Source organism: Variovorax sp. PBL-H6 (assembly GCF_901827155.1).
Classification (GTDB): domain Bacteria; phylum Pseudomonadota; class Gammaproteobacteria; order Burkholderiales; family Burkholderiaceae_C; genus Variovorax.
In genome coordinates, this window is sequence record NZ_LR594659.1 from 340,876 (window position 1) to 361,961 (window position 21,086).

Here is a 21,086-nt window from a genome sequence, read left to right on the forward strand (position 1 = left end):
AGGCCGCTTGAAGGTGCTGTCCAACTGGCGCTCCGTGCGCCTCTGGGAAACGCAGGTCGAGCGCGACCTGCACCGCGACAACGACCTGCGCCTGCACGGCCTGCTGATCGGAACATCGACGCTGCTCTTCATGTGGCTCGCGTCCTGGCTGCAGATGAAGGCCGGCGTCGAATCGCTGGCGCTGCGCTACCTGCTGACGCTGGGCGTGGGCTACCTCGGGTACCCTGGTCGGCCTGGCCATCGTTTTCGGTGCCGGTGCGCTGTCGCTGCTGTACTTCGGCTCCGAGGCCCTGCTCGCGGTGGCGATCGAGTTGGCCTTCGGCTACGCGACCGCCACCGCCGCGATGCGCGTGGCGCGCGAAGGCTGGCTCACGGCGGCGGTGAGGCTGACCTGGAAACCGCTGCTCGGCGCGCTGCTGTGCGCGGTGCTGCTGGGCGCGGCGCTGGACCGCTTCATGCCGAAGGTGAACTCTCTGCCGGAGGCGGTGCGGGTGCTGCTCAAGCGCTGAGGGCCTTCGCTTCAATACAAACCAAGCTGCCGCGCCTGCAACCGCGCAAGCCCCAGCAGCGCATCCGTAAAAGGCGTAGCGACGCCCGCACGCTGCCCCAGCTCGCGCACCACCGACACCAGCGCATCGAGTTCCACCGGTCGATGCGCTTCCACATCCTGCAGCATCGAAGTCTTGAATGCCCCCAGCCTTCGGGTGACCGCATGCCGGTCCTCAGGGCTCTCGGCGATGGGCACGCCGATGCGTTCGCCGATCTCGCGCGCCTCCAGCATGATGGTCGAGATGAAGCCGCGCACCAGCTCGTCGTTGAGGATGAGGTCGGTGGTGGCGCCGGTCAGCGCACTGATCGGGTTGACCGTCATGTTGCCCCAGAGCTTGTACCAGACGTCCTTCTGGATTCGCGCCGAGAGGCGGGCCTCGAAGCCGGCCTGCTTCAGCAGGGCCTCGAGCTCTTGCGCACGCGGTGTCGCCGCGCCCGACGGCTCTCCGATGATCAGGCCGTTGCCGAAGTGATGGCGGACCACGGCGGGTCCGTCGAGCGAACAGCTGGCGTGCACCACGCCGCCGATCACATGGCGCGCAGGAATCGCGGCGTCGATCTTCCCGCCCGGGTCCACCGCCTCCAGCTGCGTGCCGGCGAGCGGGCCGCCGAAGCCACCCTGCAGGAACCACCATGGCACGCCGTTCATCGCGGTCAGGACGATCGTGTCGGGCCCGAGCAGCGGCGCGATCCGCGCGGCCACGGCCGGCAAGGCAGGCGCCTTCACCGCAATCACCACGAGGTCCTGCACGCCCAGCTCGGCCGGGTCTGCCACCGCATGGACTGTGACGCGCGTGCGCTGGTCGCCGCGCAACAAGCTCAAGCCGTCACGCTGCAGGGCGTCGAGCGTTGCGCCGCGCGCGACCACATTCAGTGGGCAGCCGGCCTGCGCGAGACCGACACCGATCCAGCCGCCGATCGCGCCGGCGCCGTAGATGCACACTTTCATCACAGTCCGTTCAATGCTTGTAGGAATCGTCGATGCGATCGACCTGCCGCACCAGCGCGTCGAACACGTCCTGCCCGCCGCCATGCTTCGGGTTGAACTGCAGCGCGTCGCGGGTGCACCTGCGCGCGATCTCTTCGGACACCGGAATCGGCGCGCCCATCGACAGGGTGGTCATCTGGATCTCGCAGGCGCGCTGCAGGGTCCAGAGGATGGCGAAGGTCTGGGGCAGCGTCTGGCCCCAGGCCAGCAGGCCATGGTTGCGCAGGATCACGGCCGGCCGGCTGCCGATGCTCTTCAACAGTCGCGGCCCTTCGTCGGCATGGATGGTGATGCCCTCGAAGTCGTGGTACGCCACCATGTCGTGCAGCTGCGCGGTGTAGAAGTTGCTCTGCTGCAGGCCGCCCTGGAGGCAGGCCACCGCCACCCCGGCCGTGGTGTGCGTGTGCATCACGCAGTGCGCATCGGGCAGCCCGTCGTGAATGGCGGCATGCACGGTAAAGCCGGCGGGGTTGACCGGATGGCGCGAGCCGTCGAGCACCTTGCCCTGCAGATCGATCTTGACCAGGTTGCCGGCCGTGACCTCGCTGTAGTGCAGGCCGAAGGGATTGATCAGGAACTGCTTCTCGCCCCCCGTCACGCTATCGGGCAGCCGCACCGTGATGTGGTTGTAGATCATCTCGGTCCAGCCCAGCATCGCGAACACGCGGTAGCAGGCGGCGAGCTGCAGCCGCGCCTCCTGTTCATCGGGATGGATGGCGGGACGGGCCGTGCTGACGGCCTGGGGGGCGAGCGGGGTATTCATCGGCAGTTCCTTTTCTGTCAGCGACTTGCCACTCTAGGAGCCCCCCGCCTGTTTGGGGGACACCGCGGGACCGGCTTTGCCGGACCGCTGGTGTCGCCCCCTTGAGGGGAGGCGGCTCCACGAAGTGAGCAAGCAACGGGGGTGGGCTTAGCCCTCAGCGGTGAAGCCGATCTGCTTCACGATGGGGGCCCACTTGGCGGTGTCTTTCTTGATCAGCTCCGTCAGCTCCCCCGGCGTGGAGGACATCGCCTCCAGCCCGAAGGTGGCCAGTCCGTCGACCACGTCCTTCTGCGCGAGCGCCGTCTTCATGGCCGCATTGGCGCGCGCGACCACTTCGGGCGAAGCCTTGGCCGGCAGCAGGAAGGCGAACCATTCGCTGTGCGTGACGTTCTTGACGCCCTGTTCCTCGAAGGTGGGCACGTCGGGCGCGAAGCGGCTGCGCTTGGCACCCGAGACGCCGAGGATGCGCACCTTGCCCGAGGCCAGGTGCTGGGTGATGTCGCCGATCGGGCCCGATACGGCTGCTACGTTGCCCCCCAGCAGGTCGAGCATGGCGGGCTGCGTGCCGCGATAGGCCGCGTGCTTGAGGTCCACCCCCGCGTTCTTGCCGAGCAGTGCGCCGATGAAGTGCGGCGTCGAGCCGGCAGCAGGCGATCCGTAGTTGGCGCCTTCGGGATGGGTCTTGGCCCAGGCGAGGTACTCGGGCACCGACTTCACGGAGGCCGGCACGGCGGGCCCGACGGCAAAGCCGAAGTCGAACTGGCAGGCGACCGTCAGCGGCGTGAGGTCCGCCAGCGGCTCGTAGGGCAGCTTCTTGTAGATGTGCGGATAGATGGTGAGGATCGAGGTCGGCGTCTGCAGGATCGTCGCGCCATCGGCCGGCTGGCCCTTGACGTAGGTGACCGCAATCTGGCCGCCGGCGCCGGTGCGGTTCTCGACCACCACGGCCTTGCCGTAGTCGGGCTGGAGGCGGGTCGCGACGCGGCGGCACAGGGTGTCGGAGGTGCCGCCGGCCGCAAAGCCGGTGATCAGGCGCGCGGTCTCGAAGGGCTGCGCCTGCGCGAAGGCCTGCTGGCCGAGGCTGGCGAGCAGCGCCGAGGCGCCGGTGGTCTGCAGCAGGTGGCGGCGGGTGAGGGTCATGATGGGGGTGTCTCCGTGTGAGGGCGGTTTCAGGATTCGTCGCGCAGCCAGGTGACTGCGCCCGAATGGGTCACGGCGCCCTGGTGACTGGGGCGCACGGTGAGCGCGTATTTTTCCAGCAACCCGGTGTGCCGGACCCCCGCGTTTACCTGACGTCCGGCCAGGCGCGCGGCGATTTCTCCATCGCTCAACGCCACGGTGATGCTGCGCGCCTCGGCACGCGCATCGATGGCGACGATGTCGCCGTCGCGCAATGCGGCGATCGGGCCGCCCTCGGCCGCCTCCGGCCCCGCGTAGCCGATGCACAGGCCGCGGGTCGCGCCGGAGAAGCGGCCGTCGGTCAGCAGCGCGACCTTGTCGCCCATGCCCTGGCCGTAGAGCAGGGCGGTGATGCCCAGCATCTCGCGCATCCCGGGGCTGCCCTTGGGGCCTTCGTTGCGGATCACGATCACGTCGCCGGCCTGGTAGCGGCGGTTCTGCACGGCGGCCTGCGCTTCTTCCTCGGACTCGAAGACGCGCGCAGGCCCGCGGTGCACCAGCGTCTTCAGGCCCGCGGTCTTGAGCAGGGCTCCGTCAGGGCACAGGTTGCCCTTGAGCACGGCGAGGCCGCCGTCGCGCGTGATCGGCTCGCCGGCCTTGCGCACCACCCGGCCATCGGGCGCGGGCGCATCGGCCACTTCCTCGGCCAGCGTGCGGCCGGTGAAAGTGAGTGCGTCGCCATGCAGATAGCCCTGTTCGAGCAGCGTGCGCAGGATCACGCCGGCACCGCCGATGTAGAACACGTCCCGCGCCAGGTATTGGCCGCCCGGCCGCAGGTCGGCGACGAGCGGCGTGCGTGCGAAGACCTCGGCCACGTCGTCGAGGTGGAACTTGATGCCGGCCTCGTGCGCGATGGCCGGCAGGTGCAGCGCGGCATTGGTCGAGCCGCCGGTGGCCGAGACCAGGGCGCAGGCGTTCTCCAGCGCCTGGCGCGTCACGACATCGCGCGGCAACGGGCCCTCGCCCATCACGGCCTTCATCAGCTGCCGCGCCGCGCGGCGCATCAGCGGCGCGCGCTCGCTGAACACGGCCGGCACCATGCTGGAGCCGATCGGCGCCAAGCCCAGCGCCTCCGACACCATGCCCATGGTGTTGGCGGTGAACTGGCCCGCACAGGCGCCGGCGGTCGGCAGGCAGGCGCGGCTCATCGCGTCGAGCTCTTCGTGTGTTGCGTCGCCGGCGAGCACCTTGCCGATGGTCTCGTAGGTGTCGACCACGTTGAGGTCGCGGCCGTCAGGCCCCGGCATCTGGCCGGGCAGGGCCGAGCCGCCGTGCACGAACACGCTGGGCACATTGCAGCGGACCATGCCCATCATCAGGCCGGGGAGGTTCTTGTCGCAGGCGCCAATGGCGAAGATGCCGTCCCACTGGTGGCCGCGGGTGGATGCTTCCACGCTGTCGGCGATCAGTTCGCGCGAGATCAGCGAAAAGCGCATGCCCGAGTGCGCCATGGTCAAGCCGTCGCTCACCGACACCACCGGGCACTCGTGCGGCGTGCCGCCGCCCGCGTAGATGCCGGTCTTGGCATGCTGCGCCTGCTCGCGCAGGTTGAGGTTGCACGGGCTCATCTCGCCGCCGGTGTGGAACACGCCGATGTGCGGGCGCGCGATGTCCTCGTCGTCCTGGCCCAGGGCATGCAGGAAGCTGCGCGTGGTGGCGCGGATGGTGCCCTCGCGGATGATCGCGGAGCGGAAGCGCTTGGGATCGGTCACTGGAATATCTTCGCCTTCTTCTACGGTGCTATTCGACCTGGGAGCGGCCCTGCGGCGCACGGCGGTGTCAGTACGTGCCGCCCGCCGAGCTTGGCTTCGCGCCGCCCTTGAAGCGGGCGGCCAGCGCATTCGTGCTGCGCACCAGGAGGTTGGTGTCCAGTCCGACCGCGACGAAGAGGGCGCCCAGATCCAGGTACTTCTGCGCCAGCGTCTCGTCGGGCGTCAGGATGCCGGCGGCCTTGCCGGCCCGCTGGATGCGTGCGATCGCATCGTCGATGGCCGTCTGCACCTCGGCATGGTTCGAATCGCCGACGTGGCCGAGCGAGGCGGACAGGTCGGCCGGCCCGATGAAAACGCCATCGACGCCCTCGACGGCCGCGATCGCATCCAGGTTCGCCAGCGCTTCGCGCGACTCGGCCTGCACCAGCAGGCAGACCTGCGAGTTGGCCTCCCTGGCATAGGACGGGTAGCGGCCCCAGCGCGAGGCGCGCGCGCCTCCCATGCCGCGAATGCCCTGCGGCGGGTAGCGCATCGCGCGCACGATGGCCGTGGCCTGCTCGGGCGTGTCGACCATCGGCACCAGCAGCGTCTGCACGCCGAGGTCGAGGTATTGCTTGATCAGCGCCGTGCCCGCGTCGCCGTGTCCCACGGGCACGCGCGCGATGGCGTTGACGCCCGGATAGGCCGCGATCGCCTGCGCCTGCTCGAGCACGCTGCGCAAGCCGTTGGGCGAATGCTCGCCGTCGATCAGCAGCCAGTCGAAGCCGGCGCCGGCGCAGATCTCGGCGCTGTAGGCGTCGGACAAGCCGAGCCAGAGGCCGATCTGTGCGCGCCTCTCGACCAGGGCCTGCTTGAAGGGATTGGTGGGTGTCTGCATGGTGTGTTCTTTCTCAAGCAATGCGGAAGGCGATGGAGCCCAGGGGGCCGTAGTCTGCGTGGAATGTATCGCCGGGCCTGGCGGTGGTCGGCCGGGTGAATGAGCCGCCCAGCACCACCTCGCCGGCCTCCAGGCACTCGCCCCAGGGTGCGAGCTTGTTGGCCAGCCAGGCGACGCCGGTGGCAGGATGGTTGAGCACGGCCGCGGCCAGGCCCGACTCCTCGATCACGCCGTTCTTGTAGAGCAGCGCGCCGACCCAGCGCAGGTCCACCGCATCGGGCTTCACCGGCCGGCCGCCGGTCACGATCCCGGCATTGGCCGCGTTGTCGGCGATGGTGTCGAAGACCTTGCGCATGGCGCCCGTCTCGCGGTCGAGCTGCTCGATGCGCGCGTCGATGATCTCGATCGCCGGCACCACGTAGTCGGTCGCGGCGAGCACGTCGAAGATGCTCACGTTCGGCCCCTGCAGCCGCTTGCCCAGTACAAAGGCGAGCTCGACCTCGATCCTCGGCGCGATGAAGCGCGTGAAGGGGATGTCCGCGCCCTGCTCGAAGAACATGTCGTCGAGCAACGTGCCGTAGTCCGGCTCGGTGATCTGGCTGGCCTGCTGCATGGCGCGCGAGGTGAGGCCGATCTTGTGGCCTCGCACGACGCGCCCTTCGGCCAGCTTGGTCTTCACCCATTCGCGCGAGATGGCGTAGCCGTCCTCCACCGTCATCTCGGGGTGCCGCATCGAGAAATGCCGCAGCTGCACGCGCGACCTCTCGCTTTCGTGCAGCTCGGCCGCGAGTTGCTGGATCAGCTTCTTGTCGAGCATGTCAGGACTGGAAGAGGGAATGGAGGTTGCCGCACTTGCCGTCGTAGACCTGACCGGGCGCTTCGTCGATCTGCAGCGTGATGCCGACGTGCCGCTTCGCAAGCAAGGGTTCGACGTGCCGCTTCAGCCGCGCGAGCAAGGCGTCGCCGACGCGCTTCTTCACCGCCTCGGCGCGCCCCGCGGCCATGCGCAGGTTGAGGTAGACGAAACCGTGTTCGCCCGAGCCGTCAGCCACTGCGAAGTGTGCAGCCGGATAAGCCAGCACCCGCGTTCCGCCGACCGGGAACACCGGGCGGTCCTGGTCGTCGCGCTGTTCGAGCATGGTGTCGGCGAGGGCGCGGCACAGCGCCGGCATGTCGGCGTCGGCCTCGACGTCGGGCGTGTAGAGGATCACGAGATGGGGCATGTGCGGGCTTTCTCAAACGGCGGCTGGTGCCGGCAGCGGCGTCACCGGAAAGATCGCGTTGATCTGCCCGGTGCCGGAGCTGCCGAAGTAGGGCGTGACGATTTCGACCGACGCGGTGTAGCGGTCCCAGCCGAGCAGGCCCAGCAGCATCGCGGTGTCGTGCATGTCGCCTTCGCCCCAGCATTTCTCGGCATACATCGGAAGCATGCCGACGAAGGTCTTCCATTCGCCTGCCTTCCACAGCTCGACCACGCGATGGTCGATCTGCTCGAGGAAGGGGTCGTAGACCTTGTGCATGAACTCCGGCGCGCGGCCGTTGTCGGCGAAATGGTGCGACAGCGAGCCGCTCGCGAACACCGCAACCGTGCCCTCGTAGCGCTCCTCGATGGCGCGGCGCACGGCAAGGCCGAAGCGGCCGGATTCGGAGAGGTCGTGCCAGTCGCACCAGCCGCTGATGCTGATCACCTTGTAGTGCTGGTCGGCGTTCATGTATCGCATCGGCACCAGCGTGCCGTATTCCAGCCCCAGCGTGGTGTCGCTGTGGGCACGGCTCTTCACGCCCATCTCGTTCGCCACGTCGGCGATCAGGTGTCCGAGCGCCGGGTTGCCCGGGTAGGCATAGGGCATGTTCTTGATGAAGTGCGGCAGCTCGTTGCTGGTGTAGGTGCCCTCGAACTTCGGGCCGCAATTGATGTGGTATTCGCTGTTGACCTGCCAGTGCACGTCGAACACCACGATGGTGTCGACGCCGAGTTCGCGGCAGCGCCGGTCGATTTCCTTGTGGCCGTTGATCGCTGCATCGCGGCAGCCGAAGTTCGGGCCGGGGAACTCCGACAGGTACATCGACGGGACATGCGTGATCTTGGCGGCGAGTGCGAGGGTGCCCATGCTCAGACTCCCCAGTGCGGGATGTGGTGCGAGCCCAGCGACACCGCCACGTTCTTCGGCTCGCAGAAGACCTCGTAGCTCCAGGTGCCGCCCTCGCGGCCGGTGCCCGAGGCCTTGGTGCCGCCGAAGGGTTGGCGCAGGTCCCTGACGTTCTGGCTGTTGACGAAGCACATGCCGACTTCCACGGCCGCGGCCACGCGGTGTGCGCGACCGATGTTCTCGGTCCACACGTAGCTGCTCAACCCGTACTGGATGTCGTTGGCCAGCCGGATCGCGTCGGCCTCGTCCTTGAAGGGGATCAGGCAGGCCACGGGTCCGAAGATCTCGTCCTGCGCGATCTTCATGCGGTTGTCGACGTCGGCGAAGACCGTGGGCGCGATGTAGTTGCCGCGGCGCACGCGCTCCGGCAGCTGCGGCACCTCGAGCCCGCCGCACAGCAGCGTCGCGCCTTCCTTCGGCCCGAGTTCGATGTAGCTGCGCACCTTGGCCCGATGGGCCTGCGAAATCATCGGACCGACGATCGTCTTCTCATCCAGCGGGTCGCCGACCACGATGCGCCTGGCGCGTTCGGCGAACTTCGCCGCGAAGTCGGCGTAGATCGACTGCTGGACCAGGATGCGCGAGCCCGCGGTGCAGCGCTCGCCGTTGTTGCTGAAGATCATGAACACGGCTGCATCGAGTGCGCGGTCCAGGTCCGCGTCGTCGAAGATCACGAACGGGCTCTTGCCGCCCAGCTCCATGCTGAACTTCTTCAGGCCCGCGCTCTTCACGATGCGGTTGCCGGTCGCCGTGGAGCCGGTGAAGGAGATCGCGCGCACGTCCGGGTGCGCCACCAGCGGCTCGCCGGCCTCCTTTCCGTAGCCGTGCACCAGGTTCAGCACGCCTGGCGGAATGCCTGCTTCCAGCGCCAGCTCGCCCAGGCGCGCCGCGGTGAGCGGCGACAGCTCGCTCATCTTGAGCACCGCCGTGTTGCCGAAGGCCAGGCAGGGCGCGACCTTCCAGGTCGCGGTCATGAAGGGCACGTTCCACGGCGAGATCAGCGCGCACACGCCCACCGGGTGGAAGAGCGTGTAGTTGAGGTGCGTCTCGGTGGGATAGGTGTGGCCGTCGACGCGCGTGCACATCTCGGCGAAGTAGTAGAAGTTGTCGGCCGCGCGCGGCACCAGTTGCTTGCCGGTCTGGGCGATGACCTGGCCGCAGTCATCGGTCTCGGTGCGTGCCAGCTCGGGCACGTGGGCCGCGATCAGGTCGCCCAGCGTGCGGATCAGTTTTGCGCGCTGGGGCGCGGGCATCCCCGCCCATTTCGGAAAGGCGGCCTTTGCGGCGGCCACGGCCGCGTTCACTTCCGCTTCGCCGCCCGAAGCGACTTCAGCCAGCACTTCCTGCGTGGCCGGGTTGACGGTCTCGAAATAGTCGGTGCCTGCGACCGGCTTGCCGTCGATGAGGTGATCGATCTTCATTTGGGCTCTCAGTCCAGTTTGATGTCGCGCGCCTTGATCAGCGCGTGCCACTTCTTTCGTTCCGATTCGGCGTAGCGCGTCATCTCCGCGGCGTCGGCCGGACGTGCGTCCCAGCCGGCATCGAAGAGTTTCTGACGCACCGCCGGATCGTTCATGGTCTTGCCGAGTTCCGCGCCGAGCCGGGCCTGCACGTCCTTGGGCGTGGCGGCCGGCGCCACCAACCCTTGCCAGGCGTAGGCCTCTACATTGGCAAAGCCCAGCTCCTTGGCCGTCTGCACGTTGGGCAGCTGCGGCATGCGTTCGGCCGAGAGGGCAATCAGCGGTGTGATCTTGCCGGCCTTGACGGCGCCGACGCCGCTCGGCAGGTCCAGGACGATCAGCGGCACCTGTCCGGCCAGCAGGTCCTGCATGGCGGGCGCGCCGCCCTTGTACGGCACATGCAGCAGCGAGACGCCTGCCTCGCGCTGGAACAGCTCGAGCGCCAGGTGGTGCGGGCTGCCGTTGCCGGGCGTCCCGATGCTGTACTTGCCCGGCGAGCGCTTGAGTTCGGCGAGCAGTGCCTTGGCATCGGTGAAGCCGGCATTGGGCCCGGCGGTGATGACCAGCGCCGAGCGCCCCATCATGCCGAGCAGCGCGAAGTCCTTCTCGGGGTCGTAGGGCACCTTCTTGTAGAGCACCGGGTTGTAGACGAGCACGCCGTTGTCGGCGGAGAACACCGTGTAGCCGTCGGGCGCCGAGCGGGCCACGTGCTCCGACGCGATCATCGCGCCGGCACCGGGCCGGTTGTCGATGACGACCGGCTGCCCCAGCTGCTGCGAGAGCTGCGCGCCGACGGTGCGCGCGAGAAAGTCGGTCCCGCCGCCGGCCGGATAGCCGACCACCCAGCGCACCTGCCGGGTCGGGTAGGACTGGGCGGGCGCATCGAGGGCGAGCATCGTTGCGCTGATGGCGAGCAGGGCTGCGGCGAACCTCGGTGTCTTGAGCATGTTGTCTCCTGGTTTTCCGTGAAGAGGGCGGACTTCCGCTTTCAGCGCACGGCGATCGTGTTGGCCAACGCGCCGATGTGCTCGATCTCCGTGACGACCACATCGCCCGGCCTGCAATCGACCACGCCGTCGGGCGTGCCGGTGAGGATCAGGTCGCCGGGCGCGAGCGTCATGAAGCTCGAGAAATACTCGATCAGGAAGGGCACGTCGAAGATCATGTCCCTGGTGTTCCCCGATTGAGTGACCTTCCCGTTGACGGTGGTCTGCAGTGCGAGGGACATCGGGTCGGGCACGTCCTGCGCGTCCACCCGCCAAGGCCCGATCGGCGTGCAGGTGTCGCGGTTCTTCACGCGCAGGTTGGGGCGATACCAGTTCTCCAGGTAGTCGCGGATCGCGTAGTCGTTGGCCACCGTGTAGCCGGCGATGAAGTCGTAGGCATCGTCGCGCCGCACCTTGCGCGCCGTCTTTCCGACGACCACCGCGAGCTCGCATTCATAGTGCATGAAGGACACGCCGGCCGGGCGCTGCGTCTTCTGGCGATGGCCGATGAGCGTGCTCTGGCCCTTGACGAAGACCAGCGGCTCTTCGGGCGCCTTGAATTCCAGCTCCTTCGCATGGTCGGCGTAGTTGAGGCCGAGTGCGAGGATGGTGCGCGGGCGCGGCGTGGGTGCGAGCGGCGGCAGCCACAGCGCATCGTCGAAGGCGACGCTGCGGCCGTCGGCCAGCAGCAGACGGCCATCGCGCTCGATGGCGGGCTGCTCGACGCCTTCGAAGGCGATGCGTGCGTGCTTCATGCCACGTCTCCCACGAGCGTGTTGACCAGTGTCTCGAAGCCCGGCGCGCTGATCTCGATGCGGTCGCCGGGGCGGGCCAATGGACGCCCGGCGTCGCAGCCCAGCATCAGCACATCGCCGTGCGCGAGCGTCATGAACTCGCTCACGTCGGCCAGCAGCTGCGCCGCATTGCGCACCAGTTGCGAGAAGTCGGCCGACTGGCGCAGCTCGCCGTTGATGCGCACCTCGAGCCTGAACTCGGCCGGGTCCGCCACCTCCTGCGCGTCGCGCATCGCAGGGCCGATGCCGAGGAAGCCGTCCACGCACTTGAACTTGACCGGCGGGCGGAAGAAGCTCGCGTGCGGGATCGAGAGATCGTTCATCGGCACAAAGCCTTCGACGTCGCCGTCGGCGCCGATCACCATCGCGATGGTGGCGCCGACCTCGACCTCGGGGATGCGAACGGGCACGGGAATCGCGCGGCCGTGCGGGCTCCAGGTGTTGGCCGTTTTCACATACAGCACCGGCGCCCTGGGCGGCGCCTTGTAGGGCGGCTGCGTCATCTGCGGCGCGAGTGCCTCGACCTCCGCACGGAAATTGAGCAGCACGCCGTAGACGGTGCCGGTGGGCAGAAAGCTCATGGTTGCTCCAGTTCGATCACTTCATCGAGCAGCACGTAGAGCTGCGACAGCTTCTGCTTGCCCAGCGACTTTTCCATCCACGCGTAGTGCGACTCGATGGTCTGCGAAAGCTGCCGGACCATGCGCGTGCCCTTGGCCGTGGCCTCCACGACGGTGCGGCGCTGATCGGCGGGATCGCGCGCGCGCCGGATCAGGCCGTCGCGCTCCATGCGCGCGAGCACGCCGGTCAAGCTGGGGCCGAGGATGAACGCCTCGCGTGCGACGCGGCCGGTCTCGACCATGCCGTGCTCGCCCAGCACCCGCAGCACGCGCCATTGCTGGTCGCTGAGCCCATGTTCGCGCAGGCTGGGCCGGGTGTGCGCCATGACCGCCTCGCGCGCCTGCAGCAGCAGGCGGGGCAAGTTGCGGTGGACGAAAGGAGTGCTCATGAGGGCTCGATTATTTAACATGTTAAATTTTTGGCAAGCCCTTGCGATGAACACTTCAGTCGGGTTTTCCCTGCGTTCCAGGGCGTCGCAATGTCGAGCGCTCCCTACACTTGGGCGATGGCCAAGGAAAAATCACTCTTCGTCTGCTCCGAATGCGGCGGCACCAGCCCCAAGTGGCTCGGCCGCTGCCCCAGTTGCGGCGCCTGGAACACGCTGATCGAGCAGGTGGCCGCCGCCTCGGCCGGCGGTGGCAACAACCGCTTCGGCGCGCCGTTCGCATCGCTCGCCGGGTCGTCCGAGTTGGCGGTGCTCTCGGAAATCGAGGCCGGCGAGGTCCCGCGCACGCCCACCGGACTGGACGAGCTCGACCGCGTGCTGGGCGGCGGAATCGTCGCCGGCGGGGTGACGCTCATCGGGGGCGACCCGGGCATCGGCAAGTCCACGCTGCTGCTGCAGGCGGTCGATGCGCTTCAGCGGGCGGGACGCAACGCGCTCTATGTCACCGGTGAGGAGAGCGGTGCCCAGGTGGCGATGCGCTCGCGGCGGCTCGGCCTCGAGCAGTCGCAAGTGCAGGTGCTGGCCGAGATCCAGCTCGAGAAGATACTCGCCACGCTCGACGCCACGCGGCCGGCCATCGCGGTGATCGACTCGATCCAGACCGTGTACTCCGACCAGCTGACCTCGGCGCCCGGTTCGGTGGCGCAGGTGCGCGAATGCGCGGCCCACCTCACGCGCTTCGCCAAGGCCAGCGGCACGGCGGTGGTGCTGGTCGGCCATGTGACCAAGGAGGGCGCGCTCGCTGGCCCGCGCGTGCTCGAGCACATGGTCGACACGGTGCTGTATTTCGAGGGGGACACGCATTCGAGCTTTCGCCTGGTGCGCGCCATCAAGAACCGCTTCGGCGCGGTCAACGAGATCGGCGTGTTCGCGATGACCGAGCGCGGTCTCAAGGGCGTGGCCAATCCCAGTGCGATCTTCCTGAGCCAGCACGCCGAACCGGTACCCGGCAGCGTGGTGCTGGTCACGCTCGAGGGAACACGCCCAATGCTGGTCGAGATCCAGGCGCTGGTCGACGACGGCGGGCCCAGCCCGCGGCGCCTTTCCGTGGGTCTCGACCGCGACCGGCTGGCCATGCTGCTCGCGGTGCTGCACCGCCATGCGGGCGTGGCGTGCATGGATCAGGACGTGTTCGTCAACGCGGTGGGCGGCGTGCGCATCAGCGAGCCGGCGGCCGACCTGGCGGTGATGCTGTCCATCACCTCCAGCCTGCGCGGCAAGCCATTGCCCAAGGGTTTCATCGCCTTCGGCGAGGTGGGTCTGGCGGGTGAGGTGCGACCGGCGCCGCGCGGGCAGGAGCGGCTGCGTGAAGCCGCCAAGCTGGGCTTCAGCGTGGCGGTGGTGCCCAAGGCCAACGCGCCGCGCAAGGGCGCCAAGGAGATCGAAGGGCTGACGATCCATGCAGTGGAGCGCATCGAGGAGGCGATGGAGGTGGTGCGCGGGCTGGATTGAACCGTCGGGCTTCCGCATTGAGTCCGGCGACAATGCAGTCCATGAATTTCGGGAAAATCTTCATCCCTCTCGCAGGGCTGCTTCTGCTCGGCGCGTCCTATCGCGCCTATGGCTGGCCTGGCGTCGCCTTCGCCGGAGGTGCCATCATCATGTTCCTGCTGATGCACTTCAATCGCACGATGCAGGTGCTGAAGCGCGCGGCCGACCGGCCCATTGGCACGGTGGCGAGTGCGGTGATGCTCAACGCCAAGCTCAAGCCCAAGGTGACCCTGCTCCACGTGATCGCAATGACCCGCGCGCTCGGCGAGCAGCGCACGCCCAAGGATGCGCAGCCCGAGGTCTACCGCTGGACCGACAACGGCGGCTCCTGGGTCGATGCCACCTTCGTCAACGGAAAGCTGACCGAATGGCAACTGGTGCGGCCGGAGGCACCGGCCGAGAACGAGGGGCAGCCGGCCGCTCCGCCGAGCGCCGACGCCGTCAAGCCCGGTGCCGCGGATGCACTGCGGCCGCCGGTGTAGCGCGTTCGGCCTTGCGTGCCTCACGCTCTATAAGGTTGATTGAACGTCGTCAATCACCCGATCGGGTGTATTGCTCAGTTTCACCTGTTCGCGCATGCTCCCGCAGCCCATGTGACTTGCGGGCTTGACACACGAATGGGAAACATATGCTCACTTTTGCTCCAGATAGCAGGCAGACATTTCAGCGCCCGCTCGCCTACACCGGCGTGCGCGAACTGAGAGAGGAAGAAATCCACCTTGTCTCGGGGGGAGATGCCAACTCCGATGCATTGGCGTGTGCATTGGCTGCACTCGCAGCACTGGAGGCTCCCAGCATTGGCATGATCGGCGTCGCATTGGGCTTGTGCGGTGTTGCGAGCCAAAGCGCGCCGGTCAGTGTGAACTGCGCGCCTGACAACGCCTGTGTGGATGCCAGCGTCGATGGCTCCGACGGTAATGGGAGTGCCGGCAGCTGTGCCGATGGGTGCAGCGCTGGCGACAGCGCAAGCACAGACTAGGTGTCAGGTCTGGCCGCAGCCCCACCCGCTCGCTTTTGGTCAAGAGCTCATGAAAGAAAACCTGCCACGTTACATCCGGGCTCTCCTTTACCTTGCGCTGGCGCTCCTCGTGCTAGGCAATGCGTATTCGAAGCTCGAGGCCTATGGTGCGAGCCATGACAGAACCGCCTTGATTTGGATAGCGGTCCTTGTCTGCTGTGCGATCACGCTCATGGGCTTGGCTTTGCGTGCCATCAAGGTGAAACGCAATGGCGGGCACTGACGCCGCCAATTGATCGGCCGTCGTTCGATCCGGAGCAACCAATGTCGCCTCAGAACGGCGCCGATTCGTCCGCCAATTCCTCAGCAGGCGCCGAGGCCTTCGGCGGCGCATCGACCGGCGCCGCGCCCAGCTGCATTTCCCCGCCCAGCGCCTCGATCAGCTCCGGCACCAGTTGCCCGAGCTCGCCGGTCGCAATGGCGGCGTCGGCATCGAAGTTGTCTTCCTTGGCCGAGCCCGGCGTCTCGTCCAGCGTGCCTTCGATGAACACGATCTTGCGCAGCTGCATGCCCTCGGTCAGCTCGAAGGACACGCGGTCGTCCCAGGTCATGGCCAGTCGCGTGGGGCGCTTGCCATCCGCGATGTGCTGGCGCACCTCGTCGATGTCCAGCGGGTGCTTGGCGTAGCGCACCACCGCCTTCGATTCGTCGGTAGCCTTGAGCTCGCATTCGCGGTCGATGGTGAAGCCGGCTGGCGGCTCCTGCGTCGACAGCCAGTCCGACATGGCAACGGCCGGCTCCACTTGCGTGTTGATCTGCGCTACCGCGAAGCCTTCCAGTGCCTTCACCAGGCTGGTCACGACCTCGTCGGCGCGCGCCGCGTTGCTCGCATTCACGACCAGTCGGCGCGCGGCCGGATCGATCCAGACCGCGATGCGCACATGGCGGGTGAAGGCCAGCGGCAGCAGCTCCTGCGTGATGTCCTCCTTGAGCTCCTTCTTCTCCTTCTTGCCGGGCTTGCGGCCGGTGGTGGCCTCGATCTGCGCGGCGCGCTCCTCGACCTTGCGGCGCACCACGGAGCCCGGAAGGGTCTTGCTCTCGATCATGTATTCGAGCAGCCATTGGCCGCCGACGGATTCGACCAGTGGCCCGTGTTCCTGGCCGCGGGGCTCGGTCCAGCCGGCGGCTTTCTCCTGCGAGGGGCTGCAGGGCACGAAGCGAAAGGCGTCCAGGCGCTGCTCGGCGTCGGTGAGCGTTTGCGACCACGTGGATTCGATGCGATAGACGATGACGTTCTTGAAGACGGACACGAGAAGAGAACCCTTTTCCTGGCTGTTTGGCAAAGCCGAGCATTGTCGGCGGGACGAACTGGGGCCGCGCCGTAAAATCGCAAGCTTTTGCGACATCCCTGCCCCAAAGGACAAAGAAATGAGCGCGCTGCCCCCTGCACTGGACGATCGTGACGGAAAGATCTGGATGGACGGTGATCTCGTGGACTGGCGCGACGCCAAGATCCACGTGCTGAGCCACACGCTGCACTACGGCTGCGGCGCTTTCGAGGGGGTCAGGGCCTACAAGACGGTCGACGGCACTGCGATCTTCCGCCTGGCCGAGCATACCGAGCGGCTCTTCAACAGCGCCAAGATCCTGCGCATGAAGATTCCCTTCACACCCGAGCAGCTCAACGAGGCGCAAAAGCAGGTGGTGCGGGCCAACAATCTTGAGAGCTGCTACCTGCGTCCGCTGGTGTGGATCGGCTCCGAGAAGCTGGGCGTGAGTCCCAAGGGCAACCGCATCCACGCGATGGTCGCGGCCTGGGCCTGGGGCGCCTACCTGGGCGACGAAGGCATGAAGCGCGGCATCCGCGTCAAGACCTCGAGCTACACGCGCCATCACGTCAACATCACGATGACGCAGGCCAAGGCGGTGAGCAACTACAGCAACTCCATCCTCGCCAACATGGAAGCACTGGACGACGGCTACGACGAGGCACTGCTGCTCGACGCGTCCGGCTTCGTGAGCGAGGGCGCCGGCGAGAACATCTTCGTGGTCAAGGGCGGCGTGGTCTACACGCCCGACCTGTCGGCTGGCGCGCTGAACGGCATCACGCGAAACACCATCCTCCACATCTGCAAGGACCTCGGCATCGAGCTGGTGCAGAAGCGCATCACGCGCGACGAGGTCTACATCGCCGAGGAAGCCTTCTTCACCGGCACGGCGGCCGAGGTCACACCGATCCGTGAGCTCGATCGCATCGAGATCGGCCAGGGGTCGCGCGGGCCCGTCACCGAGAAGATCCAGAGCGCCTTCTTCGACATCGTGAACGGCCGCAATCCCAAGTACGCCCACTGGCTCACCAAGGTCTGAGAGAAAAGAATGAGTGCCAATGCCGTGATCGAACTGTCGGGCCAGGACCTGAACCACCAGGGCGGGGTGTTCTGCCCCAATCCGAAGGCCGACATGAAGCTGTGGAGCGCGCACCCCAAGATCTACCTGGACGTGGCGCGTACCGGCGAGGCCAAGTGCCCTTACTGCGGCACGGTCTACCGGCTCAAAGCGGGCGAGGCGGTGGCGCATCGCCACTGACGACGGGCGCCGCCCGGCGGCGGGGCAACAGCCCGCGCCATGAATCCCCCGGAGCCTGGGCCAGCCTCAGGTAGATCGTCGACACCCAGAGCAGGCTGAGCCCGATCTGCGCATCGCGCAGGGCCGAGTTCGCGTTGGTCGCGATCAGCGCGATCAGCTGCGCGGCGAAAGCGTAGCGGCCGTACAGGTCGTCGCGCCGCCAGGACACCCAGACACCCGTCAGCAGGATTGCCAGCAAGGTCAGAGCGCCCGGAATGCCGGCTTGCGAGCCCATCCACAGAAGGTCGTTGTGCGGCATGTTGTAGTCGGCGAGCAGCTTGGGCCCGCGCAGGTGCCATTGCTCGGTCCAGCCGCCGATGCCCCAGCCGGTGAGGGGCCGGTCGAGGATCATGCGGCCGGTGTCGCGGTACATGTAGTAGCGCACCACCCAGCTGCCCTCGGACACGGCGCCGCCCTGCGCGGCCTCGAGTTCCTGCACGCCGAGCTCGAACTTCTGCTGCACCGCCGGTGAATTCCACAGGCCCACGGCTGCGATCGCACCGACGGCGATCAGCACCAGCGCCAGCACCTTGAGCTGCCGCCGCCACTGGTGCACACAGGCCGCCGGAATCACCAGCAGCAGCGCCAGCAGCGAGGTGCGCGAGGGCAGGCTGAAGGTGATGACCACGATGACCGCCAACATGACCACGAAGGCCGCCACCGCGCGCAGCGGCCGGTGCTCCGAGAGCGCCTGCAGGCCGAACACGGCCGCGGTCGCGCCCAGGATCGTGAAGAGCAGCGCGTTGCTGATGGACTTGTTGCCGACCAGGAAGATCACGCCGCGCCAGGGCTCCAGCACCGGGAAATAGATCTTCAGGGCGATCGCCGACCAGAACGCCGCGATCAGGAGGATGTTGAAGAGCGCCATGACGAGGAAGCCCCGCAGCGCCCAGATCGCCTCCTCGCGGGTGAGGGCCAGCGCCATCAGCAGCGTGGCCGCGATGCGCAGGCCGTGGGTGAGGTTCGACGGCGTCTGCGGATACCAGGGGCGCAGCGCCAGTATCACCAGCGTCCACACCACGTAGGCCACGATCGGCCACCACATCGGGTTGGCACGCAGCCGTCGCTCGCGCTCGCGCCAGTTGCCGGCCACGAGCAGGGCGGCAAGCATCAGCAAGGCTGCCAGGTAAGGAACGCCGACCGGCATGAACACTGTCAGCCCCCAGAACATGGCCGCGGGGCGGACGAGTTGCGATCTCTGCATGGTGGCGGATTCTAGGGGTCGCAGATCGAGCGCTGCCTGACTTTGCGGGTCTACTTGGGCCGCCGCGGCGCGCCATCGCTCGCGCGCTGGAGTCGACGGCCCGCCGAGCAGTCGCCCGCTTCGCGAGCCGGTCTCCGTGCGGGGCGCTTCGACTACCAGCGCACCCGCAGCCCCGCCGAAGCATTGAGCTGCGACTTCACGCGGGTGTCTCCACCTGACGCCCACAGCTTGCCGACTTCGCCGTAGGGTGGTGCAGCCGGCCTGCACTGGTGGCGATATCGCCTTTCACGCGCCCGCACCCCTCGGGCTTCGAACGGATCGAGCGCGGTCTAGTTCGGAAGTGCAATCACGAAGCTCGCACCGCCGCCGGGCCGCTCCTCGCAGCGCACGCTGCCGCCGTGGCGCTCGGTGATCGACTTCACCAGTGCGAGGCCGAGGCCCACGCCGCCGTTGCGCTCGCTGGCGCCCGGCAGCCGGTAGAAGGGCTCGAAGATGCGATCGCGTAGCGCGGCCGGGACGCCCGGGCCGCGATCGTTGACGCGGATTTCCGCCGCGCCGTACCGGCTGCCGAGCTCCACGCTGATCTCACCGGCGCCGTAGCGGCGCGCGTTCTCGAGCAGGTTGCGGATGGCGCGGCGAAGGAGGCGCGGCACGCCGCGTACCGTGAGGGCGTCGCTGCTGGCGTCCTCGGCCACGTCGAGCTCGGCGTCGACACGCGCACACTCCTCGGCGGCCAGGCCGGTGAGGTCCACGATCTCGACCGTGCCCATGTCGGCTTCCTTGGCATCCAGCCGGCTGGACAGCAGGATCTCGTCGATCAGCTGATCGAGCTCGGCGATGTTGCGCGCGATCTCGTCGCGTGCGGTCGGGCTCGGCCGGTCGCTCATGAGCTCAAGGCCCATGCGAATGCGCGCCAGGGGCGAGCGCAGCTCGTGCGAGGCATTGGCGAGCAGCGACTTGTGCGAACGCACCAGCTCCTCGATGCGCGCCGCGGCGGCATTGAAGCGATTGGAGAGGTCGGCCACCTCGTCCTGCCCCTCTTCGGCCACGCGCGTGGACAGGTCGCCTTCGCCCCAGCGCTGCACGCCGCGCTGCAGCGCTTCGAGCCGCTTGGTGAGGCGGCGCACGATGGGGTAGACACCCAGCGCCACCGCCATGCCCACCAACGCGACCATCCAGCCCAGGCCGAAAGGCGTCCGCCAGGCCGCGAGGCCGGTGCTGCCCGTGGGCCGGGCGCGCGGCGCAACGCGCAGCGACATCGCGCGGCCGTCCTCGAGCATCACCTCGAACTCCAGTCCTTGGCCCGGAACGCGCACCGCGCTGCCACTGCCGATAGCCCGGTCCTTGGCGTCGAGCACCACCACCTCGCGCGGCACGGCAGAGAGGCGCTCGCGCTCGTTCTCGGCGGCTTCGCGCACGATCCAGTTGGCGCACAGGGTGAGGATGACGACGCCGCCCACCACCGCCAGCCAGATGCGGACGTAGAGATGGCGCCTGTACAGATTGAGCAACATCAGTCCTGCTGCTTGGCGAACACGTAGCCCACGCCCCGCACGGTCAGGATGCGCTTGGGGTTCTTGGCATCGGCTTCGATGGCTGCGCGGATGCGGCCCATGTGCACGTCGATCGAGCGATCGAAGGCTTCCAGCTCGCGGCCGCGGACGGCTTCCATGATCTGGTCGCGCGTGAGCACGCGGCCTGCGCGTTCGGCCATGGCGACCAGCAGGTCGAACTGGTAGGAGGTCAGGTCGGCCATCGCGCCGCCCACCGCCACGCTGCGGGCGTTGCGGTCGATCTCCAGCGTGCCGAAGCGCATCACGGCAGCGGGCGTCGCCTCGCTGCCGCCTTCGCTGCGCCGGCGCAGTACCGCACGGATGCGCGCCAGCAGCTCGCGCGGCTCGAAGGGCTTGGGCAGGTAGTCGTCGGCGCCGATCTCCAGGCCGATGATGCGGTCCATCGGGTCGCCCTTGGCGGTGAGCATCAGCACCGACACCTTGGCGAGCGCGCTGTTGGGCAGGGCACGGATACGTCGGCAGACCTCGAGACCGTCGAGGTCCGGCAGCATCAGGTCGAGGATGACGAGGTCGGGCGAGCGCTGCTGCAGCGTCTCGAGCCCGCTGGCGCCATCGAGTGCATGGTGGAAGCCGAAGCCTGACTGCGTCAGGTACTCCCCGACCATCTGAGCCAGGCGGGCGTCGTCTTCGATCATCAGGAGTTGGGGTGTGCTCATCGGAATCCTCGGCCGGCGTTTCGCCGGTTTGTTCGGCCCGGCAGGAAGCCGGGG

The 21,086-nt window shown here is 67.8% G+C and carries 23 protein-coding genes and 1 pseudogene; 7 read left to right on the forward strand and 17 right to left on the reverse strand.

Features of this window, described 5'->3' with window-relative positions; genetic code table 11:
* Positions 1–7: 7 nt before the first annotated feature.
* Positions 8–509, forward strand: a pseudogene (locus G3W89_RS01615) (hypothetical protein).
* An 11-nt stretch (positions 510–520) separates the two neighbouring features.
* On the opposite strand, the gene G3W89_RS01620 reads toward G3W89_RS01615, so the two are convergent.
* The 13 genes from G3W89_RS01620 to hpaR form a co-directional block, all read right to left on the reverse strand.
* Entirely contained in the window at positions 521–1,498 is a 978-nt protein-coding gene (locus G3W89_RS01620; RefSeq protein ID WP_162572475.1) for a 2-dehydropantoate 2-reductase, read from the reverse strand.
* 10 nt (positions 1,499–1,508) lie between these two features.
* Positions 1,509–2,300: a class II aldolase/adducin family protein gene (locus G3W89_RS01625; RefSeq protein ID WP_162572476.1), complete on the reverse strand. Its 792-nt coding sequence runs from the start codon at positions 2,298–2,300 to the stop codon at positions 1,509–1,511.
* A gap of 147 nt (positions 2,301–2,447) precedes the next feature.
* On the reverse strand, positions 2,448–3,440 hold the full coding sequence (locus G3W89_RS01630; protein ID WP_162572477.1) for a Bug family tripartite tricarboxylate transporter substrate binding protein: 993 nt from the start codon (positions 3,438–3,440) through the stop codon (positions 2,448–2,450).
* 29 nt (positions 3,441–3,469) lie between these two features.
* Positions 3,470–5,191, reverse strand: a complete 1,722-nt coding sequence (gene ilvD, locus G3W89_RS01635) for a dihydroxy-acid dehydratase (RefSeq protein WP_232076264.1) — start codon at positions 5,189–5,191, stop codon at positions 3,470–3,472.
* 67 nt (positions 5,192–5,258) lie between these two features.
* Positions 5,259–6,068, reverse strand: coding sequence for an aldolase/citrate lyase family protein (locus tag G3W89_RS01640; protein WP_162572478.1), 810 nt, complete (start codon positions 6,066–6,068; stop codon positions 5,259–5,261).
* 13 nt (positions 6,069–6,081) lie between these two features.
* The gene (hpaH, locus tag G3W89_RS01645) at positions 6,082–6,885 is read right to left on the reverse strand and encodes a 2-oxo-hept-4-ene-1,7-dioate hydratase (protein ID WP_162572479.1); all 804 of its coding nucleotides are present in this window, start codon (positions 6,883–6,885) and stop codon (positions 6,082–6,084) included.
* 1 nt (position 6,886) lies between these two features.
* Positions 6,887–7,291 (reverse strand): 5-carboxymethyl-2-hydroxymuconate Delta-isomerase, encoded by a 405-nt coding sequence (locus tag G3W89_RS01650; protein ID WP_162572480.1) that lies wholly within the window; start codon positions 7,289–7,291, stop codon positions 6,887–6,889.
* A gap of 12 nt (positions 7,292–7,303) precedes the next feature.
* The gene (hpaD, locus tag G3W89_RS01655; RefSeq protein ID WP_162572481.1) at positions 7,304–8,179 is read right to left on the reverse strand and encodes a 3,4-dihydroxyphenylacetate 2,3-dioxygenase; all 876 of its coding nucleotides are present in this window, start codon (positions 8,177–8,179) and stop codon (positions 7,304–7,306) included.
* Between the two features lie 2 nt (positions 8,180–8,181).
* Positions 8,182–9,639, reverse strand: a complete 1,458-nt coding sequence (hpaE, locus tag G3W89_RS01660) for a 5-carboxymethyl-2-hydroxymuconate semialdehyde dehydrogenase (RefSeq protein WP_162572482.1) — start codon at positions 9,637–9,639, stop codon at positions 8,182–8,184.
* 8 nt (positions 9,640–9,647) lie between these two features.
* The gene (locus tag G3W89_RS01665; RefSeq protein WP_162572483.1) at positions 9,648–10,625 is read right to left on the reverse strand and encodes a Bug family tripartite tricarboxylate transporter substrate binding protein; all 978 of its coding nucleotides are present in this window, start codon (positions 10,623–10,625) and stop codon (positions 9,648–9,650) included.
* A 41-nt stretch (positions 10,626–10,666) separates the two neighbouring features.
* Positions 10,667–11,419: a fumarylacetoacetate hydrolase family protein gene (locus G3W89_RS01670; protein ID WP_162572484.1), complete on the reverse strand. Its 753-nt coding sequence runs from the start codon at positions 11,417–11,419 to the stop codon at positions 10,667–10,669.
* Complete coding sequence (locus G3W89_RS01675) at positions 11,416–12,039, reverse strand: fumarylacetoacetate hydrolase family protein (RefSeq protein ID WP_162572485.1); 624 nt, start codon at positions 12,037–12,039, stop codon at positions 11,416–11,418. Before G3W89_RS01675 ends, G3W89_RS01670 begins: the two co-directional genes overlap by 4 nt.
* Entirely contained in the window at positions 12,036–12,467 is a 432-nt protein-coding gene (gene hpaR / locus G3W89_RS01680; protein ID WP_162572486.1) for a homoprotocatechuate degradation operon regulator HpaR, read from the reverse strand. The genes G3W89_RS01675 and hpaR overlap by 4 nt, the downstream gene beginning before the upstream one ends.
* 117 nt (positions 12,468–12,584) lie before the next feature.
* Between hpaR and radA the strand changes: the two genes are divergently transcribed.
* From radA to G3W89_RS01700, 4 genes are all read left to right on the forward strand, one after another.
* The gene (gene radA / locus G3W89_RS01685; protein ID WP_162572487.1) at positions 12,585–13,976 is read left to right on the forward strand and encodes a DNA repair protein RadA; all 1,392 of its coding nucleotides are present in this window, start codon (positions 12,585–12,587) and stop codon (positions 13,974–13,976) included.
* A gap of 32 nt (positions 13,977–14,008) precedes the next feature.
* On the forward strand, positions 14,009–14,497 hold the full coding sequence (locus G3W89_RS01690; RefSeq protein ID WP_162572488.1) for a glycerate kinase: 489 nt from the start codon (positions 14,009–14,011) through the stop codon (positions 14,495–14,497).
* 146 nt (positions 14,498–14,643) lie between these two features.
* Positions 14,644–14,994 carry a hypothetical protein gene (locus tag G3W89_RS01695; RefSeq protein ID WP_162572489.1) on the forward strand — a complete coding sequence of 117 codons (351 nt, stop codon included), beginning with the start codon at positions 14,644–14,646 and terminating at the stop codon, positions 14,992–14,994.
* Positions 14,995–15,043: 49 nt separating this feature from the next.
* Complete coding sequence (locus G3W89_RS01700) at positions 15,044–15,256, forward strand: hypothetical protein (RefSeq protein ID WP_162572490.1); 213 nt, start codon at positions 15,044–15,046, stop codon at positions 15,254–15,256.
* A gap of 49 nt (positions 15,257–15,305) precedes the next feature.
* Here the strand turns inward: G3W89_RS01700 and G3W89_RS01705 are convergent, their stop codons facing one another.
* Positions 15,306–16,283 carry a recombination-associated protein RdgC gene (locus G3W89_RS01705; protein WP_162572491.1) on the reverse strand — a complete coding sequence of 326 codons (978 nt, stop codon included), beginning with the start codon at positions 16,281–16,283 and terminating at the stop codon, positions 15,306–15,308.
* A gap of 118 nt (positions 16,284–16,401) precedes the next feature.
* On the opposite strand from G3W89_RS01705, the gene G3W89_RS01710 reads away from it, so the two are divergent.
* Positions 16,402–17,340, forward strand: coding sequence for a branched-chain amino acid transaminase (locus G3W89_RS01710; RefSeq protein ID WP_162572492.1), 939 nt, complete (start codon positions 16,402–16,404; stop codon positions 17,338–17,340).
* Positions 17,341–17,349: 9 nt separating this feature from the next.
* Positions 17,350–17,559, forward strand: coding sequence for a zinc-finger domain-containing protein (locus tag G3W89_RS01715; protein ID WP_162572493.1), 210 nt, complete (start codon positions 17,350–17,352; stop codon positions 17,557–17,559).
* Here the strand turns inward: G3W89_RS01715 and G3W89_RS01720 are convergent.
* From G3W89_RS01720 to G3W89_RS01730, 3 genes are all read right to left on the reverse strand, one after another.
* The gene (locus tag G3W89_RS01720; RefSeq protein ID WP_162572494.1) at positions 17,525–18,802 is read right to left on the reverse strand and encodes an O-antigen ligase family protein; all 1,278 of its coding nucleotides are present in this window, start codon (positions 18,800–18,802) and stop codon (positions 17,525–17,527) included. The genes G3W89_RS01715 and G3W89_RS01720 overlap by 35 nt on opposite strands.
* 329 nt (positions 18,803–19,131) lie before the next feature.
* Complete coding sequence (locus G3W89_RS01725) at positions 19,132–20,316, reverse strand: ATP-binding protein (RefSeq protein ID WP_162572495.1); 1,185 nt, start codon at positions 20,314–20,316, stop codon at positions 19,132–19,134.
* Entirely contained in the window at positions 20,316–21,032 is a 717-nt protein-coding gene (locus tag G3W89_RS01730) for a response regulator transcription factor (protein WP_162572496.1), read from the reverse strand. Before G3W89_RS01730 ends, G3W89_RS01725 begins: the two co-directional genes overlap by 1 nt.
* Between the last annotated feature and the right edge of the window lie 54 nt (positions 21,033–21,086).

Excerpts from the sequence above, each read along its gene's own strand:
- G3W89_RS01620 (WP_162572475.1), bottom strand. The coding sequence starts at position 1,498 with ATGAAAGTGTGCATCTACGGCGCCGGCGCGATCGGCGGCTGGATCGGT.
- G3W89_RS01625 (WP_162572476.1), bottom strand. The coding sequence starts at position 2,300 with ATGAATACCCCGCTCGCCCCCCAGGCCGTCAGCACGGCCCGTCCCGCC.
- G3W89_RS01630 (WP_162572477.1), bottom strand. The coding sequence starts at position 3,440 with ATGACCCTCACCCGCCGCCACCTGCTGCAGACCACCGGCGCCTCGGCG.
- G3W89_RS01640 (WP_162572478.1), bottom strand. The coding sequence starts at position 6,068 with ATGCAGACACCCACCAATCCCTTCAAGCAGGCCCTGGTCGAGAGGCGC.
- hpaH (WP_162572479.1), bottom strand. The coding sequence starts at position 6,885 with ATGCTCGACAAGAAGCTGATCCAGCAACTCGCGGCCGAGCTGCACGAA.
- G3W89_RS01650 (WP_162572480.1), bottom strand. The coding sequence starts at position 7,291 with ATGCCCCATCTCGTGATCCTCTACACGCCCGACGTCGAGGCCGACGCC.
- hpaD (WP_162572481.1), bottom strand. The coding sequence starts at position 8,179 with ATGGGCACCCTCGCACTCGCCGCCAAGATCACGCATGTCCCGTCGATG.
- hpaE (WP_162572482.1), bottom strand. The coding sequence starts at position 9,639 with ATGAAGATCGATCACCTCATCGACGGCAAGCCGGTCGCAGGCACCGAC.
- G3W89_RS01665 (WP_162572483.1), bottom strand. The coding sequence starts at position 10,625 with ATGCTCAAGACACCGAGGTTCGCCGCAGCCCTGCTCGCCATCAGCGCA.
- G3W89_RS01670 (WP_162572484.1), bottom strand. The coding sequence starts at position 11,419 with ATGAAGCACGCACGCATCGCCTTCGAAGGCGTCGAGCAGCCCGCCATC.
- G3W89_RS01675 (WP_162572485.1), bottom strand. The coding sequence starts at position 12,039 with ATGAGCTTTCTGCCCACCGGCACCGTCTACGGCGTGCTGCTCAATTTC.
- hpaR (WP_162572486.1), bottom strand. The coding sequence starts at position 12,467 with ATGAGCACTCCTTTCGTCCACCGCAACTTGCCCCGCCTGCTGCTGCAG.
- radA (WP_162572487.1), top strand. The coding sequence starts at position 12,585 with ATGGCCAAGGAAAAATCACTCTTCGTCTGCTCCGAATGCGGCGGCACC.
- G3W89_RS01690 (WP_162572488.1), top strand. The coding sequence starts at position 14,009 with ATGCAGTCCATGAATTTCGGGAAAATCTTCATCCCTCTCGCAGGGCTG.
- G3W89_RS01695 (WP_162572489.1), top strand. The coding sequence starts at position 14,644 with ATGCTCACTTTTGCTCCAGATAGCAGGCAGACATTTCAGCGCCCGCTC.
- G3W89_RS01700 (WP_162572490.1), top strand. The coding sequence starts at position 15,044 with ATGAAAGAAAACCTGCCACGTTACATCCGGGCTCTCCTTTACCTTGCG.
- G3W89_RS01710 (WP_162572492.1), top strand. The coding sequence starts at position 16,402 with ATGAGCGCGCTGCCCCCTGCACTGGACGATCGTGACGGAAAGATCTGG.
- G3W89_RS01715 (WP_162572493.1), top strand. The coding sequence starts at position 17,350 with ATGAGTGCCAATGCCGTGATCGAACTGTCGGGCCAGGACCTGAACCAC.
- G3W89_RS01720 (WP_162572494.1), bottom strand. The coding sequence starts at position 18,802 with ATGCAGAGATCGCAACTCGTCCGCCCCGCGGCCATGTTCTGGGGGCTG.
- G3W89_RS01725 (WP_162572495.1), bottom strand. The coding sequence starts at position 20,316 with ATGTTGCTCAATCTGTACAGGCGCCATCTCTACGTCCGCATCTGGCTG.
- G3W89_RS01730 (WP_162572496.1), bottom strand. The coding sequence starts at position 21,032 with ATGAGCACACCCCAACTCCTGATGATCGAAGACGACGCCCGCCTGGCT.